Consider the following 16,342-nt stretch of genomic DNA (forward strand, 5'->3'; position numbering starts at 1 on the left):
AAGATAAATATTTTCAAAATTAGGAGAAAAAAACAATGAAGACAGGCAAAAAAATCTTAATGAGTGTTGCTGTGGCGCTAGGAGTATTGACACTCGCTGTTACTTCAAACTCAACCATTGCTTCAGCTGCAAGTAAGACAATTAAACTTTGGACTTTTGCAGACATGAAGCCTCAAATCAAAGAGTATGAGAAGCTGAATCCAAAAGGATACAAAATCAAAGAGACGGTCATTCCTTATGCTGATTTTCAAACAAAGCTTGATAAAGTTCTTGGAACAAACAAGGCGCCTGACATGGTTGCGCTTGACGCTGGTTTTGTAAGCAAATACGTTGATTCAGGCATGCTTGCGAATTTGTCTTCTTATGGTGTTAAAAAGGCAACTAAAAATAGTTTCAAGTACACACTTGACATTGGTAAGGATGCAAGCGGCAAACAAGTTGCGATTTCTTATCAGGCTGCGCCCGGCGCTGTTTATTACCGCTCATCGCTTCTTCAGAAGTACTTGGGAATTGACCCGTCTGACCAGAAAGCTGCGCAGGCAGCATTTGCAGACTGGAATAAGGTTGAAGAGACAGCTCAGACAATTCATGACAAATCGGGCGGTAAGGCTTATCTCTTCTCATCTCTGCAGGATATGTACATGCCTGCCATCGGCGGACGTACAAAGGGCTGGGTAAGTTCGAAGAATAAGCTTCAAATTGACTCATCACTTCTGACTTCGCTTGATATGATGAAGACATTTGTTGATAAAGGCTTGACAAAAAATACGGTTGGTCAGAATTCTGACTGGTTCGCAGGGATGTCTTCTGATGATATTGTTGCTTATTCGCTTCCATCATGGGGACTTTTCTACTGGCTGAAAGATTATTCAAAGGGAACTGCTGGTGACTGGCGCGTGATTCAAGGTCCGCAGTCTTATTCATGGGGCGGAACTTGGTTCGGTGCTGTAAAAGGCTCAGCTAATGAAAAGAATGCTGCAAAATTGGCAATTTACTGGTCGACAAATACGAAATTCCAGACTTGGCAGGCTTCTGCGAATGCAGACTTTGTAGCCGACCAGAAAGTTGATGTTCAAGTCGCAAAAGATTATGACAAGAATCCTGTGAAAGGAAGTCCTATCGGGGACCAGAATCCATATTCCGTATTTTCAGCAGCCGCTAAAAATATCAACGGCAAGATTATTTCGAAGTATGACCAAAATATCCAGGATCTTTGGATTAATGATGTGATTAACCCATACGCTAACGGTAAAACAACTAAAGATAAAGCATTGTCGACATTTAAATCAGATGTTAAGAGTGCGTTCCCTGAGTTGACAACAGACTAAGCGACGGTTCAAAAGCTGAGAGAGGAGCCGAAATTTATTTCGGTTCTTCTTTTTTAAAAAATAATATTGTTTGATTAATTAAATTGGAGTTTTTTTCAATGGAAAATACACAAAAGAAAACTAAAAAAATGAGATTTGAAAAATATAATCGTTACGGTTATTATTTTCTGATTCCATTTTTTGCAGGTTTTTTACTTTTTCAACTCTATCCCATCATTTATACTTTTAGAATTGCTTTTACGAGTATGAGCGGCTGGCAGACACTATCGACTGCGGCAAATGTAGGGTTTGATAATTTCGTCACGCTCTTTGCAAAAACGCCGTTGTTTACACAAGCTTTGGGAAATACGGTCCTGCTCTGGGTCCTCAATTTTATTCCGCAGATTTTGATGGCTTTGCTGCTTGCGGCCTGGTGGACGAATCGAAAGTTGGCGCTCAAGGGCTCGAGTTTCTTTAAAACTGTTTTTTACCTGCCGAATATGATTATGGCGGCTTCTGTTGCGGCTCTGTTCATGATTTTGTTTTCATATCCGCAGGGGCCGGCCAATCAAATTTTGATGAGTCTGCATCTGATTAGTAAGCCTTTCAATTTTCTGCAGTCGGTTTGGGGAACACGCGGTATTGTGATGTTCCTGCAGTTCTGGATGTGGTACGGGCAGACTTCGATTGTCTTTGTGGCGGCTATTTCGTCGATTGATGAGTCGCTGTTTGAGGCGGCACGCATTGATGGGGCTTCAGATGGTCAGATTTATCGCCGGATTACGATGCCGCTTATGCGTCCGATTATTATGTACACTTTTGTGACTTCATTTGTCGGTGGTCTGCAGGTCTTCGATATTCCATTCCTACTGACGCAGGGCTCCGGCGGGCCGCTTAATTCGGTTTACACTTTGTCGATGTTCATTTATAAGCAGGCTTTCCAGTATCGTAATTATGGGATTGCATCAGCGGCGTCGATTATTCTGCTGGCGATTGCAGCAGTGGTCTCGGCTGTGGTGTTCAGGTTTTTCCGCGAAAGAACAAGCAATAAGGTGATTGGGGGTAAAAAATGATGGAAAATGAAAGTTTGAGTAAATCGCTTAGAACGAGACGAATTCTCATCTATGTTGTCTTTATTCTTTTAACGATTATCAGCATTTTACCTCTGGTGATGATGCTGGCAAATGCGACGCGCTCGGTTGTGCAGATTAATACGGGTGTTTCGCTGCTTCCGGGGAGTTCGCTGTTTCATAATGTAAAAGTTTTGATTCAATATGGCTTCAATATGGCGCAAGGTGTCGGCAATTCGTTTTTTGTAGCGGCTGGTTCCACGATTTTGTCGGTTTATTTTTCCGCTATGGCCGCTTATGCTTTAGTGGCTTATGATTTCAAAGGACGCCGGCTGATTTACGGGTTTATCGTTGCGCTGATTATGATTCCAAGTCAGGTGTCCATGATTGGCTTCTATGAATTCATGATTAAATTGAATCTGCTTGATAATTTTCTGCCTCTGATTTTACCGGGGATTGCGGCTCCGCCTACGGTTTTCTTCCTGGTTGAATATATTTCGACGGTTTATAATAAGGATTATGCTGATTCTGCCCGTCTTGACGGTGCGAGTGAGCTGAAAATTTTCCATCGCATCATGCTTCCTATGATGAAGCCGGGTCTTGCAACTATGGCAATCTTCGGATTTGTCTTCTCATGGAATAATTTCCTGATGCCGCTGATTTTGATTTCTAAACAGAGTATGTACACATTGCCGATGATTGTACAAACAATCACTGCAATGGGCGCGGGCGGTCACACGGTTGAATGGGGGGCCATTTATGTCGGGCTTTCAATCACAGTTGTGCCGATTATCATTGTTTACTTGCTTCTGTCGCGCTTTATTGTCGGCGGCGGCAATGCTGGGGGCGTTAAAGGTTAAAAGTGACAAAAATGACAAAAGAAATCGCACTCACATTTGACGACGGCCCTTGGGAGAAAACAACGCCTCAGGTCTTAGACGAGCTGATTCGACGGCAGATTCCTGCGACATTTATGATTTGGGGTGAGCATGCGCTGCAATATCCTGAAATTTTAAAACGGGCGGCAGATTCAAAGCTCTTTGCCTTTGGAAATCACACCTTTTCGCATCCGTCTCTGTTAGAATTATCGGCGTCGCAAATTAAAAATGAAATAGACAAAACCGATGAAATTGTTCAGGAAATAACGGGTGAACGACCAGCCTTTGTTCGTCCGCCATACGGAGACGGCAATCAGGAAACTTTAAAAATTGTAAATCGCGCGATGATTTGCTGGTCGCTGGACACGGAGTCTTGGAATCACCATAAACCGGAGCTCTGCATTGAAAAAGCCAGGCAGGCAAAAGACGGAGACATCATTTTAATGCATGACTTTCAGGAGGCTGACGCTGGCGCTTTGCCTGCGATTATTGATATACTAGAGGCAAAAGGTTTTGTGTTTAAGACCATTCCTGATTTGCTCAAAAATCAGCTTTCATCAGATGACGCCTACTTTTATTATTCACGAGACGCTCGTGACAAAAGCGGTTTTAAAAAATAGAAAGGTAACAGATAAAACATGTCATACGTTTTAGGAATCGACCTCGGAACATCAAGCCTCAAGGGAATCTTGATGACTCAGGATGGAGAAGTTGTTGTGACAAAAAGCGCCGACTATGGAATTGACAATCCGAAGCAGGGCTACTCAGAGCAAAAGCCTGAGGTTTGGGTAGAGGCGCTTGAAAAAGTGCTGTTAAGCCTGAAATCAGCCGTTTCAGACTTCGGCACAGCATTTTCAGGAATTAGTTTTTCCGGTCAGATGCATTCGCTAGTTGTACTGGACGAAAACAATCAGCCGGTTTATCCGGCAATTCTCTGGAACGATGTGCGCACCAGTGCTCAATGTCAGGAAATTATGGACAAAATGGGCGCACGCTTATTAAAAATCACCGGCAACATTGCCCTAGAAGGCTTTACACTGCCGAAAATTCTCTGGCTGCAGGAAAACGAGCCGGCAATCTGGGCACGCGTCAAACATATTATGCTGCCGAAAGACTATCTGGGCCTGTATTTGACCGGGAATATTCACAGTGATTTCTCAGATGCTGCAGGAACTCTGCTTTTAGATATTGAAAAACATACCTGGTCTAAGGAAATCGTAGACGCTTTCGACATACCCATGTCTATTTTGCCTGAAGTCGTCGAATCCACAGGATTTATCGGCGGCCTGACAACTGAAGCCAAGGAAAAATTCGGCATTTCAGCAGATGTGAAAGTCTTTGCAGGCGGAGCTGATAATGCAGCGGCTGCACTTGGCGTCGGCTTAATCAATGAGGAAGTCGGCCTGATTTCGATGGGAACCTCAGGGGTCGTATCAAGTTATGAGCCGAAAATCGCAGATTACAAGGGAAAACTGCATTTCTTTAATCATGCGGTACCAGGCGCTTATTATTCGATGGGCGTTACTTTAGCAGCCGGAAATTCATTGAACTGGTATAAAGAAACTTTCGGTCACGGTCTGGGATTTGCTGAGTTGCTGGCAGATGTGCACACGGTGCCTGCAGGCTCGGAGGGTCTGCTGTTTACGCCTTATATTGCAGGCGAGCGTACCCCTCATTTTGATTCAAAGATTCGCGGCAGTTTTGTTGGAATCTCGGCAGCTCATGAACAGCGCCATTTCTCGCGTGCAGTGCTTGAAGGCATTCAATTCAGCTTGCGTGACAGCAAAGATATGATGGAAGCGGTCAAAGGCAAGAAATTCAGCCGTTTGATTTCCGTCGGCGGCGGTGCGCAAAATCCGGATATTATGCAGATGCAGGCCGATATTTTCGATGCAGAAATGCTGCGCTTGACAGTAGAGCAAGGACCTGGATTAGGTGCCTGCATCATTGCAGCATACGGATGCGGATTCGGCAGTCTTGATGAATTGACCAGAAAATTTGTTCATTATCAAGAAAAGACTTTCAGCCCAATTTCTGAAAATGTAAAACGTTATGAAAAAGTTTATGAAATCTGGGAAAATGTTTACACGGCCACCGCACAAATTAGTCATCAGTTAGTAGATTTCAACGAGGAAGCATAAAATGACCACAGAAATCTCTATTAATGAACTTCCGCTCGCCAGCGGCAGTATTCACGAAATAACCCTTTCAAACGGACGACTCACCATCGTTGCCCATGATTTCGGTGCTAGACTTCACCGGTTATTTGCACCAGATAAAAATGGACAGTTTGAAAATATTCTTTTGTCGAAAGACAACCCAACCTCCTATTTAAATGATAAAGGATATTATGGGGTAATTTGCGGACCTGTTGCTGGCCGGATTGCGGGAGCGAAATTTGATTCAGTAAAACTTGAAGCAAATGAAAATAACAATCTCCTGCATTCAGGCAGTCACGGCTGGGAGAGACAATTTTGGAGCTTTGAAACTTTTGAAGACAAAAGTAAAGAAAATGTAGGAGTAAAATTTAGTCTGACAGATGAAAGCTCCGGCTTTCCAGGACCGATTCAGGCCCACGTTACTTATACACTGCAGTCGAATCATTTAGAAGTGAAAATGTCAGCTCAGACAGAAAAAGACACCTTGTTCAATCCGGCTTGGCATCCATATTTCAATCTTTCTGCCGATAAAGAATCAACACTTAGACACATTTTAAAGGTTCCAGCCGATAAAGTTGTTGAAACAGATGATGAAAATATTCCCACCGGACGTCTGCTTAACGTGAGCGGCACGGCCTATGATTTGCGCCGGCCGACATCAATCGGGCAAGTGCAGGAGAAGCTGCCGAGCGGTTTTGATGACTGTTTTATCTTACCAGCGGATTTATCCGGAAAAATTCTCTCTTTATCCGACCCGTTTTCAGGCAGAAAGCTGGAATGTCAGAGTGACAGACAGGCGGTCGTCATTTACACAGCCGCAAATCCCGAGCTGGACTCTACCATAGCCGGGAGCAAAATGACGCCGAATCGCGGCGTCGCGATTGAATTTCAGGAAATCCCAGATGAAGTTCATCACCCGGAATGGGGCTCGATTGCCCTTAAAGCGGGGGAAAAGAAAACTTTTATTACAAGCTATACCCTGTCAGCAGAAGAATGAATGAATAAAGCGAAGAAAGGTAACACATAAAATGTCAAAATTACAAAATCCGGTACTCCCCGGATTTAATGCAGACCCGTCAATCATTCGCGTCGGAGATACTTACTATATCGCCAACTCAACGTTTGAATGGTTCCCTGGCGTACGTTTACACGAGTCAAAAGATTTGGCACACTGGAAACTTTTGCCGAGCCCCTTGTCCACGACAGAGCTGCTGGAAATGAGAGGAAATCCTGCCTCGGGCGGCATTTGGGCACCGGATTTATCTTATGCAGAGGGGAAATTCTGGCTGGTTTATACAGATGTCAAGATTGTTGAAGGCAGTTTTAAAGATATGACGAATTATCTGACTGTTGCAGCAGATATTCACGGTCCTTGGTCCGCACCCATTAAGCTTAACGGTGTAGGCTTTGATGCCTCCTTGTTTCATGATGAAGACGGCCGCAAATACTTGGTACAGCAGACTTGGGATCACCGAGAATATCATCATCCCTTTGACGGCATCACTTTGACAGAGTTTGATACCGCGACAATGAAACTGCGCCCTGAGACTGCCCGCACAATCTATCGCGGAACGCAGGTAAAACTGGTTGAAGGCCCTCATCTTTATAAGATAAATGGTTATTATTTCCTTTTTGCCGCTCAGGGTGGCACCGTTTTCACTCATCAGGAAGTCGTTGCCCGCTCGAAATCCCTAGATAGCTTGAGTTTTGAGACAGAACCTGGAAATCCGTTCATTACGAATTTTGACAAACCAGACCAATATATCCAAAAACAAGGTCACGGTGCGCTGGTGGAAACGCCGGGCGGTGAATGGTATTACGCCTCACTGTGCGCGCGTCCCTGGAATCATAAAAACGAATCAAGCACAGACCCGCGCGGCTGGTCAACATTAGGCCGTGAGACTTCTATTCAAAAGGTTGAATGGGATGAAGACGGCTGGCCGCGGATTGTCGGCGGACATGGCGGGACAACTTTTGTAGAGATGCCCAAAGATGCCAAAGAAACCATTACAGCCGCAAATCATTCGCAGCATGATGAGTTTGACCAGGCAGAACTCGATATCAATTGGAATACACTGCGCGTTCCATTCACAAAAGACATGGGGACAGTCGGCTCCGGCAAATTGACCTTAATCGGTCAAGGCTCATTGGCCAATAATTTTGATTTATCAATGGTTGCACGACGCTGGCAGGCTTTCTACTTTGATGCAGAGACAAAAATTAAGTTTCATCCATTTACCTATCAGCAAATGGCCGGCCTGACCAATTATTATAATGACAAACATTGGTCATTTGTCCATATTACCTGGAATGAAGTAAATGGGCAGGTCATTGAAATCGGCGAGAATAATCGCGGAAATTACCGCTCCTATCTCAAAGACGAAGCAATAAAAATTCCTGAGGGAACTGAATATGTTTGGTTCCGCACAAAAGTCCGAAAAGAATTTTATAGTTATGAATATTCATTTGACGGACAGAATTTTATTGAAATTCCCGTTCAGCTGGACAGCGCTGTTCTGTCGGACGATTACGTTCTTCAGAGTTACGGCGGATTCTTTACAGGCGCCTTTGTAGGACTGGCCGTCGTTGATTATTCTGGCTATGAAAAGTCGGCGGAGTTCTGTTATTTTGACTACAAGGAGCTGGGCGATAAGCTGCTTCCAGATGGAAGTTACAGCTGGCAGGCTTTTGAGTCAAGATTTGATTCATAATAGGGCTCTTTGAAACTTGATTTATTGAAAATACCTGAACGATTTGACAGGAAAAGTTAAAAATCTGAATAAAAACAGCTAAACATGTAAAAAATTAGCCCGATTATTCGGATTTTCTATCTAATAGAAAAATATTTATGAAAAAAGAATATGGAAAAAACAAAGTAAAGCTGAATAACGGCGTTGAGATGCCGATGCTAGGATTTGGCTCAGTCCTTGAGTCAGACGTTCCAAATTTCAGAGCCGTCTATGAGAGCGCCTGGGATGCGGGCTATCGGCTTTTTGACACGGCAGCAGACTACGGAAATCAGACTGCTTTGGGACAATGGCTGATAAACTCAGGCCGCAAGCGGGAAAGTTATTTCCTGACAGGAAAAGTGGCTCAATATGAGCAAGGATACGAAGAAACACTGGCAGCTTTCCAAAAAACAATAAAAGAACTGCAGACAGATTATTTGGACTTGTACCTTATACATTGGCCGAAAGAAAAACCATTTTTCGAAACCTGGCGGGCAATGGAAAAATTATATGACGATGGACTCGTTCGGGCAGTCGGCGTGTCCAATTTCGAAGCGAATCATTTGGACAGACTGTTAACAAAGGCAAAAATCGTACCGGCAGTGGACCAAATTGAGACACATCCTTATTTTTCCAATCATGTGACGCACGCCTATCTTGAAGAGCTGAACATTCAGCATCAAGCCTGGAGCCCATTGGGACACGGCGGGGCTGAATTGAATGATGTTAAAATAAGCGAGTCGTCCAAAAAGTACGGAAAAACTCCAGCTCAGGTCATTTTGCGCTGGCATTACCAGCGCGGAGTCGCAGCGATTCCGAAGTCGACAAATACCGTGAGGCAGCGCGAGAACATCAGCATATTTGACTGGCAGCTTAGTCCTCAGGACGAGAAAATAATAGACAGTTTACAAAAAGGCGAGCGGGTGATGGGCGCTCCAGATGAAAATTATAAGGCGGATTTATGGTAAAAAAATTCATTCCCAAAGTTTTAGACGAGACAGAAAAGGCACGCTTAGCAAAACTTGATATTTTTGAAAAGTTTGAAAAAGGTGACTGGTACTGCTATGGCAAAGAGCCTCTGTTACAAGCAATTGTCAAAAAGAGCCGGCAGCAGCTTCAGGCACTCAATGCGCTGGCCGCACATGACGATGATTCAGCAGCACAAAAATTAAAAGAATTTCTGCCCGGATTATCCGAAGACTCGGAAATTTACTTTCCAATTACCTCAATCGAATATCCGGAAAAATTATCCATCGGCAGAGGCTGTTTCATTAATTTCGGCCTGCAGATTGTAAGCGCCGGGAAAGTTACAATCGGTTCACATTGTTTTATTGGCCCGAACTGTCAGCTTTTCACACCGAATCATCATACATCTGACAAAATGCTGCGGCGTGAGGGCTGGCAATATGATGCGCCGATTACCATCGGAAACGACTGCTGGTTCGGCGGCTCCGTCATAATTCTGCCTGGCGTAACAATCGGCGACAATGTCATTGTGGGTGCAGGAGCAGTTGTAACGAAAGATGTAGCAAGTAATTGTGTCGTTGCCGGGAATCCTGCGAAGATTATTAAGGAGCAGCTCTAAAAGCTGCTTTTTGTGACTTTTGAGAATTGAGCCAAAATTACGAAATCTGAATTTGTAAGAGCTGACCTTTGCACAAATTCACAAAACAACAACTTTTCCTACTAAATTAGACCTAAAAACACACGTAATTCCTTTCAAAAATTGTTATTATGAATGTGCGTAAGCGATTACATAATAAAAAAGGAGACGTTTTAAATGAAAATGTGGAAAAAACTGTTGCTTGCAACGGTTGTGCTTGTGGGAGGGGCTTCCCTTGCTGCTTGTAGTAGTTCAAGTCGTTCGGGCTCAAATTCAGCGACCGAGCCGAAAGACATCACTGTCGGTATTTCGATGCCGGATAAGGCACTTCAGCGCTGGCCGTCAGCGGCAGCTGATTTGGAAAAAGATTTAACAGCCAAAGGTTATAAGATTGATGTGCAATACGCGAATTCTTCCACCTCCACTCAGTCGCAGCAAGTTCAGAACATGGCGAATAAGGGAGATAAAGTCATTGTGATTGCGGCTCAAGACGGGACAACCCTCGGCCCATCAGTTGCAGCTGCCAAGAAAAACGGCGCAACCGTGATTGCGTATGACCGCTTAATCATGAACACCAAAGATGTTGACTATTACGCCACCTATAACCTTCAAGGCGTAGGAAAACTCCAGGCAGAAAGCATTGTGAAAAAACTCGGACTTGAAAATGGTGCAAAAGGACCGTTCAATATTGAGCTTTTAGGCGGCTCACCAACAGATAATAACGCCCCTCAATTCTTTGAAGGCGCTATGAGCGTGCTCGACCCTTATTTCAAATCCGGCGTACTGGTTTCCCCTTCAGGTAAAGGATTAGGCGATAACTTCCAGCAGGTCGCGATTGAATGGACACAGCAGGCAGCTCAAACCGAAATGCAGACACGTTTGAACTCCTTCTACACAGGCGGCAAGAAACTGGATGCAGTGCTTTCTCCTAACGATGCACAAGCTTTTGGAGTTATCTCGGCACTTAAAGCTGCAGGAGTAGACCCGTCAGGCGTTGTCATCACAGGCCAGGACTGCGAAGCACAAAATGTTCCCCTGATTGTACAAGGCCAGCAATACATGTCAGTTTATAAATCAGATGTAAAACTCGCGGACACCGTTACCACAATGATTCAAGCCGTTACCAATGGTAAAACTCCAAAGACAGACTCAAAATCGGACAACGGTAAGAAAAGTGTACCGACTATCCAGCTGACCCCAGAAGCCGTGACAAAAGATAATGTCAAATCAGAATTGGTTGACACAGGCTATATCTCAGCTAAAGATGCAGGTTTAGAATAAAGATAGCATGCGCAGGTTTTAGAATTTATCAAAAAATGAGAGATGTACGACCTTTTAGATTTCTTGTACATCTCTTCTTTATAATAAAAAAGAAAATGCAAGCGTTATCACCGATACATAACGACACATAGAATAAAGGAGGTAGACATGGCAGAAAATAACAATTCAGACGTGATTCTAGAAATGCGGCATATTGTCAAAAAATTTGGCCCAGTAACAGCTTTAAAAGACGTCACAATGTCTGTAAAACGCGGTGAAATATTCTCGATTTGCGGAGAAAACGGCGCCGGAAAATCAACCATGATGAATGTTCTCTCAGGTGTTTATCCTTACGGGACCTACGAGGGCGACATTATTTATAACGGTGAAGTTTGTCAGTTTAAGACAATTCGTGATTCTGAAGAGAAAGGAATCGTAATCATTCATCAGGAACTTGCACTTGTTCCTTACATGAGCATTGCAGACAACATCTTTTTAGGCAATCCTATCATGAAGAAAATGGCCATTGATGACGAGGCCCAGAGAAGAAAAGCTCAGGAAGTCCTGAAACAAGTCGGCCTAGACGAAGACCCGGACACTTTGATTTCAAGCATCGGCGTTGGAAAACAGCAGCTGGTAGAAATCGCAAAAGCACTGACCAAAGATTTAAAGCTGATAATTCTCGATGAGCCGACAGCAGCCTTAAATGACGAAGATTCTTTTCACCTATTGGGAATCATTGATAATCTTAGAAAAACCAAAGGCATCACAGCAATTATAATTTCACACAAACTGAATGAAATTGCAGCTTCAGCAGATTCTGTCCAGGTCATTCGCGACGGAACAACGATTTCTCACATTGAAATTGATAGTGAGCACCCGCTTGATGAATCGCGTCTGATTCGCGACATGGTAGGCCGCCCGCTGGATTCACGCTATCCGGAACACACACCCAAATTAGGCGAAGAATTATTCCGGGTAGAAAACTGGAAAATGTATCACCCGCTTGATTCAAAACGTTTAGTTGCAAAAAATGTGAGCTTTAACGTCAAAGCAGGTGAAATCATCGGATTTGCAGGCCTAGTCGGCTCCGGCCGGACAGAAACAGCCATGTCGATTTTTGGACATCAATATGGAGCCAATGCTTCAGGCAAACTTTTCCTTGACGGCAAAGAAGTAAAATTTCCAAATGTCCGCTCAGCAGTAGATGCAGGCTTAGCCTATGCAACAGAAGACCGGAAAACCTATGGCCTGAACCTCATTTCAAGTATCCGCGAGAACACATCGCTTGCCAACCTCGGCACACTCTCAAAACACGGCGTCATTGACCAGGATGTGGAAATAAAAGTCGCCGAAAAATTCAGGAAAGATTTTCGCACAAAGGCGCCGAACATTGAAATGCCGGCCGGAAATCTATCCGGCGGTAACCAGCAGAAAGTCGTTCTCTCCAAGTGGGTAGCAACAAGCCCGCGCGTGCTTATTCTGGATGAGCCCACCCGAGGCATTGACGTAGGGGCAAAATATGACATTTATGAAATCATTGATAAACTAGCAGACGTTGGAGCCGCAGTAGTGGTTATTTCATCAGAACTCCCGGAATTACTCGGAATCTGTGACCGCATTTACACCATGAACATGGGCGTCATCACTGCTTGTTTAAATGCTAAAGAGACAAATCAGGAAGAATTGATGAAATACATGACCACAACCACTCCAATCAGCGAAGCAGAAGTCTTTGCATAATCAAAAATAAGCTTGAACGCAGAAACATTCAAGCATCCATCAATAAATCAGAAAATCGGAGGTATACAGTAAAATGTCAGAGCAAAATCAGACAAAAGCAGCAGACGCGGCAAAAACAAATGATTCGCAGTCAATAAAAGATTATCTCGTTGCGAATGCCCGCCAATACGGTATTTATCTTGCCTTAGTCGTTATTATCCTTCTCTTCCAGTTTCTCACAGGAGGAACTTTATTAAAGCCGAACAACTTTGTTGCACTCTTCCAGCAGAATGCCTACGTCATGATTCTAGCCGTCGGCATGCTAATGGTTATCATCGGCACACATATTGACTTGTCAGTAGGCTCAGGCGTCGCCTTGATTGGCGGAATCGGTGCCTATGCCATGCAGAGCTGGCACTTGAACTGGCTCTTAGCTATTATTTTAATGCTGGCCGTCGGACTCATCATCGGCCTCTGGCAAGGCTTCTGGGTCGCCTATGTCGGAGTTCCAGCCTTTGTAACAACACTGGGCGGCATGCTTATCTTCCGCGGAATCGCAACCCACGTCGCAGGTCAGTCCATTCCCGTGGACCCAAACAGCCCGTTTGTCGCCATTTCCTCAAACTTTCTCCCAAATATATTCGGCTTCTGGGGGCCATTTGACGGACTGTCAATTGTAATTGGACTCATCGCAATTGTAGTGTTTGTGCTCCTGCAGATACGTAAACGCAAACACAATCTCAAAGAAGGACTACAAGCCGACTCATTCGCCTGGCTCATCATCAAATTAATTATCGGTGTGCTTGTCATCAGCTATGCGACCTACCTATTCGCCTCGTCAGGAAATTCAACATCCGGCGGACTACCGATTATACTCGTCGTCATAGCAGTCGTTGTCGCAGCATACATGTTTGTTCTGAACCGCATGGTACTCGGACGTGAAATCTATGCCGTAGGCGGCAACCGCAAGGCCGCAATCCTTTCCGGCATCAACTCCAAAGCCGTTGACATGAAAATCTTCCTCAACATGGGTCTATTAGCTGCCATAGCCGGCATTGTCGACCTCTCGCGCTTTGCCTCAGCCTCAGCCCAAGCAGGAACAGGCTACGAACTCGATGCAATTGCCGCCTGCTTTATCGGCGGTGCCGCAGTCGCCGGCGGTGTAGGTAAAATCCCCGGAGCCCTAGTAGGTGCCCTCATCATGGGAGTCCTGAACATGGGCCTATCAATCATGGGCGTCAGCTCAGACGTCGTCTCAGTCATCAAAGGCCTCGTCGTCATCGTGGCAGTTGCCTATGATTTAATCTCGAAGAAAAGAAAAGGGTGATTTTTACTGGGATATTCTGAATCAAAAAAAATAAAACGAAAAAGCTGAATAGGAGGAGATAATTCCCTGTTCAGCTTTTGTTTTTCTTGTTGTAATGCTGCTTCACAGCCTCGCTTAAAATGAATTCAATCTGGCTGTTAATCGATCGGAAATCCTCCTCCGACCAGGCTGCAACTTTTTCCCAGAGAGAAGGGGACAAGCGCAGCAGCACCTGCTTTTTTTCCTGCTCTTTCTTTTTTACGGATTTTTCGCGCTGCCTGATTTCATTTTCAAGCTGTTCAATCTTTGACAGGCGTTCTTGCAGCAGTTGTTCTTTTTCAGTAAGATCCATAGGCCTTGTCCTCCCTCCATTTTTATTTCACCTTTCGAACCGAAAACCTGTTTAAAACTAATAAATCGAGCCGCTGTTGACAATCGGCTGGGCATCGCGGTTACCGCACAGGACAACCAGCAGGTTGGAGACCATTGCAGCTTTACGCTCCTCGTCCAGTACAACAACTTCATCTTCTCCCAGCTTATCAACGGCCATCTTAACCATGCCGACCGCGCCGTCAACAATCTTCTGACGTGCCGCAATAATGGCAGCCGCCTGCTGTCTCTGAAGCATTGCCGCTGCGATCTCTTCCGCATAAGCCAGGTGCGTGATACGGACATCTTCAATCACCAGACCAGCATCGCCCACACGTTTCTGCAGCTCTCCCTTCATCAAGTCAGCGATCTCAAGCGCACTGCCGCGCAGCGTCTTTTCCTGCTTCTCATTGCTGGCGTCATTTTCATCTTCATCAAAAATATCGTAGGGATAAAGCCGTGAGACATTTCGAATGATTGAATCTGTCTGAGTTGCCAGGTACTCCTTGTAATTTTCGACGGAAAATACAGCCTGCGTCGGATTGTCCACACGCCAGAGCACGATTGCACCAATGATGATCGGATTTCCCAGCAAATCATTGACTTTCTGTTTACTATTGCTGAAAGTCTGGGTTTTCAGGGAGACAACACGAGACATTGCCTTGTGTGTAACCGAAACAGCTCCCCCTTTAGCGTTCGCAAATGCCTCCTGGACCTCATCGGCCAGGTGCTCAGCGAGTCCGGGGACGAACGACTGGCAGAAGGGGTTGACGAAGAAGAAGCCTGAATGGCTGATCGTCCCGTAATAGCTGCCGAATAATGTCAGAACGCGTGCTTCATTTGGCCGGACTGACTTCAAGCCCGCCCACAAAATCGGAGCAAAGACACAGGAGATGATGATAGAGGCTGTAAAGAGTGTGATGTTCAGAGCGTTCTGAGCCTGAACCAGCAGAACAATTCCCAGTGGCAGGGTCAGAAACAAAATGATGCTCAGAAACAGGACAACAAAACCATTTATAGGTTGTAACTCTTTTTCGATGATATCTTTTTTGTTCATGGTAAACTCCTTTTATTTGATATTAAAATAATATCAAATAAATATTGTTTTGTCAAAAATAGTGGATTAAAATTTTGGCTTTAAAAAATACTTTATTTTTGTAGTGTTTACTTTATTTTTTTTGTTATAATAAATAGAAAACACTGGGGGACAAGGATGGCGATTTTCACAGCAGAACAAAGTCAGGCAATCGTTGACACAATCTTGAAAGGCTATAACAGCTATTTACAGGAAAGATTGACAAAGAAGAGGGAAATGGCTGTGTCGGACGGTTATGCATGGACGCGCTCTAATCATATTGATGATGCTTTCGCAAAGGCTAATCTTGATTTTATTGAAGAATATACGAAAGATAGAGCAGGCGAGTCATGGGGATATTTGAAATTCACCAGCCCGCTTCCTGAGTTAGGGAAAGTGCTGCTCCTCATCAAAAACGGTTATCGTCTTAATCAGACATTTTCGCCGACTAAGTCGAGTGAGTATTTGGTGGAGTTGTCAAAGATTAGCGATGATTTTGTTGCAAAATGGAAGTCAGGTAAAACGACGCAGAAGGGGAATATTCAGTTGGATTTGTTCTCATTGCAAAATGCGCCTAATCTTTTAAAGGCTAAGGCAGAATTCAGCGAGTTCTTTGTAATTGTTTATGAAACAGATGTCAATAAACAGATTAACCATTTTGCTGTTACAGTCCTTGACAGCATCGAAAGAATAATACAAGAAGTACAGGACCTTTCGGAGTACATTCATAGCTCTATCGTTGCGCCGATACAAGATGAGGAGATTCAGGAGCTGGTAGAATCGACTGATGTCGAGCTTCCAGTATTCCCTTATGAGATTCCGGAAAAAGAAAGCAAACTAAGGTTTGCTTAGACTGGAAAAAAT

Annotated in this window: 15 protein-coding genes; 13 read left to right on the plus strand and 2 right to left on the minus strand. The window is 44.4% G+C overall.

The window, feature by feature from the left end; translation table 11 throughout:
- The first annotated feature begins 35 nt into the window (after positions 1–35).
- The 12 genes from ACYQ2E_RS06230 (at position 36) to mmsB (ending at position 14,055) form a co-directional block, all read left to right on the plus strand.
- Positions 36–1,328: an ABC transporter substrate-binding protein gene (locus tag ACYQ2E_RS06230; protein WP_460017215.1), complete on the plus strand. Its 1,293-nt coding sequence runs from the start codon at positions 36–38 to the stop codon at positions 1,326–1,328.
- Between the two features lie 98 nt (positions 1,329–1,426).
- The gene (locus tag ACYQ2E_RS06235) at positions 1,427–2,380 is read left to right on the plus strand and encodes a carbohydrate ABC transporter permease (RefSeq protein ID WP_460017216.1); all 954 of its coding nucleotides are present in this window, start codon (positions 1,427–1,429) and stop codon (positions 2,378–2,380) included.
- The gene (locus ACYQ2E_RS06240) at positions 2,380–3,237 is read left to right on the plus strand and encodes a carbohydrate ABC transporter permease (protein ID WP_460017286.1); all 858 of its coding nucleotides are present in this window, start codon (positions 2,380–2,382) and stop codon (positions 3,235–3,237) included. The genes ACYQ2E_RS06235 and ACYQ2E_RS06240 overlap by 1 nt, the downstream gene beginning before the upstream one ends.
- An 11-nt stretch (positions 3,238–3,248) precedes the next feature.
- The gene (locus ACYQ2E_RS06245; RefSeq protein WP_460017217.1) at positions 3,249–3,875 is read left to right on the plus strand and encodes a polysaccharide deacetylase family protein; all 627 of its coding nucleotides are present in this window, start codon (positions 3,249–3,251) and stop codon (positions 3,873–3,875) included.
- An 18-nt stretch (positions 3,876–3,893) separates the two neighbouring features.
- Positions 3,894–5,396, plus strand: coding sequence for a xylulokinase (gene xylB, locus ACYQ2E_RS06250; protein ID WP_460017218.1), 1,503 nt, complete (start codon positions 3,894–3,896; stop codon positions 5,394–5,396).
- 1 nt (position 5,397) lies between these two features.
- Entirely contained in the window at positions 5,398–6,411 is a 1,014-nt protein-coding gene (locus tag ACYQ2E_RS06255; RefSeq protein WP_460017219.1) for an aldose epimerase family protein, read from the plus strand.
- 31 nt (positions 6,412–6,442) lie between these two features.
- A complete protein-coding gene (locus ACYQ2E_RS06260; protein WP_460017220.1) occupies positions 6,443–8,125 on the plus strand; it encodes a glycoside hydrolase family 43 protein in 1,683 nt (560 codons plus the stop codon).
- A 137-nt stretch (positions 8,126–8,262) separates the two neighbouring features.
- Complete coding sequence (locus tag ACYQ2E_RS06265; RefSeq protein ID WP_460017221.1) at positions 8,263–9,111, plus strand: aldo/keto reductase; 849 nt, start codon at positions 8,263–8,265, stop codon at positions 9,109–9,111.
- On the plus strand, positions 9,105–9,728 hold the full coding sequence (locus ACYQ2E_RS06270) for a sugar O-acetyltransferase (protein ID WP_460017222.1): 624 nt from the start codon (positions 9,105–9,107) through the stop codon (positions 9,726–9,728). Before ACYQ2E_RS06265 ends, ACYQ2E_RS06270 begins: the two co-directional genes overlap by 7 nt.
- A gap of 195 nt (positions 9,729–9,923) precedes the next feature.
- The gene (locus ACYQ2E_RS06275; RefSeq protein WP_460017223.1) at positions 9,924–11,027 is read left to right on the plus strand and encodes a substrate-binding domain-containing protein; all 1,104 of its coding nucleotides are present in this window, start codon (positions 9,924–9,926) and stop codon (positions 11,025–11,027) included.
- A 147-nt stretch (positions 11,028–11,174) separates the two neighbouring features.
- On the plus strand, positions 11,175–12,749 hold the full coding sequence (locus ACYQ2E_RS06280; protein WP_460017224.1) for an ATP-binding cassette domain-containing protein: 1,575 nt from the start codon (positions 11,175–11,177) through the stop codon (positions 12,747–12,749).
- Positions 12,750–12,822: 73 nt separating this feature from the next.
- The gene (gene mmsB, locus ACYQ2E_RS06285) at positions 12,823–14,055 is read left to right on the plus strand and encodes a multiple monosaccharide ABC transporter permease (RefSeq protein ID WP_460017225.1); all 1,233 of its coding nucleotides are present in this window, start codon (positions 12,823–12,825) and stop codon (positions 14,053–14,055) included.
- Between the two features lie 70 nt (positions 14,056–14,125).
- On the opposite strand, the gene ACYQ2E_RS06290 is transcribed toward mmsB, so the two are convergent.
- On the minus strand, positions 14,126–14,386 hold the full coding sequence (locus ACYQ2E_RS06290) for a type II toxin-antitoxin system antitoxin (RefSeq protein WP_460017226.1): 261 nt from the start codon (positions 14,384–14,386) through the stop codon (positions 14,126–14,128).
- A gap of 57 nt (positions 14,387–14,443) precedes the next feature.
- Positions 14,444–15,460: an SPFH domain-containing protein gene (locus ACYQ2E_RS06295; protein ID WP_460017227.1), complete on the minus strand. Its 1,017-nt coding sequence runs from the start codon at positions 15,458–15,460 to the stop codon at positions 14,444–14,446.
- Between the two features lie 156 nt (positions 15,461–15,616).
- On the opposite strand from ACYQ2E_RS06295, the gene ACYQ2E_RS06300 reads away from it, so the two are divergent.
- The gene (locus tag ACYQ2E_RS06300) at positions 15,617–16,330 is read left to right on the plus strand and encodes a spr1630 family ClpXP-sensitive toxin (RefSeq protein WP_460017228.1); all 714 of its coding nucleotides are present in this window, start codon (positions 15,617–15,619) and stop codon (positions 16,328–16,330) included.
- Positions 16,331–16,342 lie beyond the last annotated feature (12 nt).

The organism is Lactovum odontotermitis, assembly GCF_054658595.1.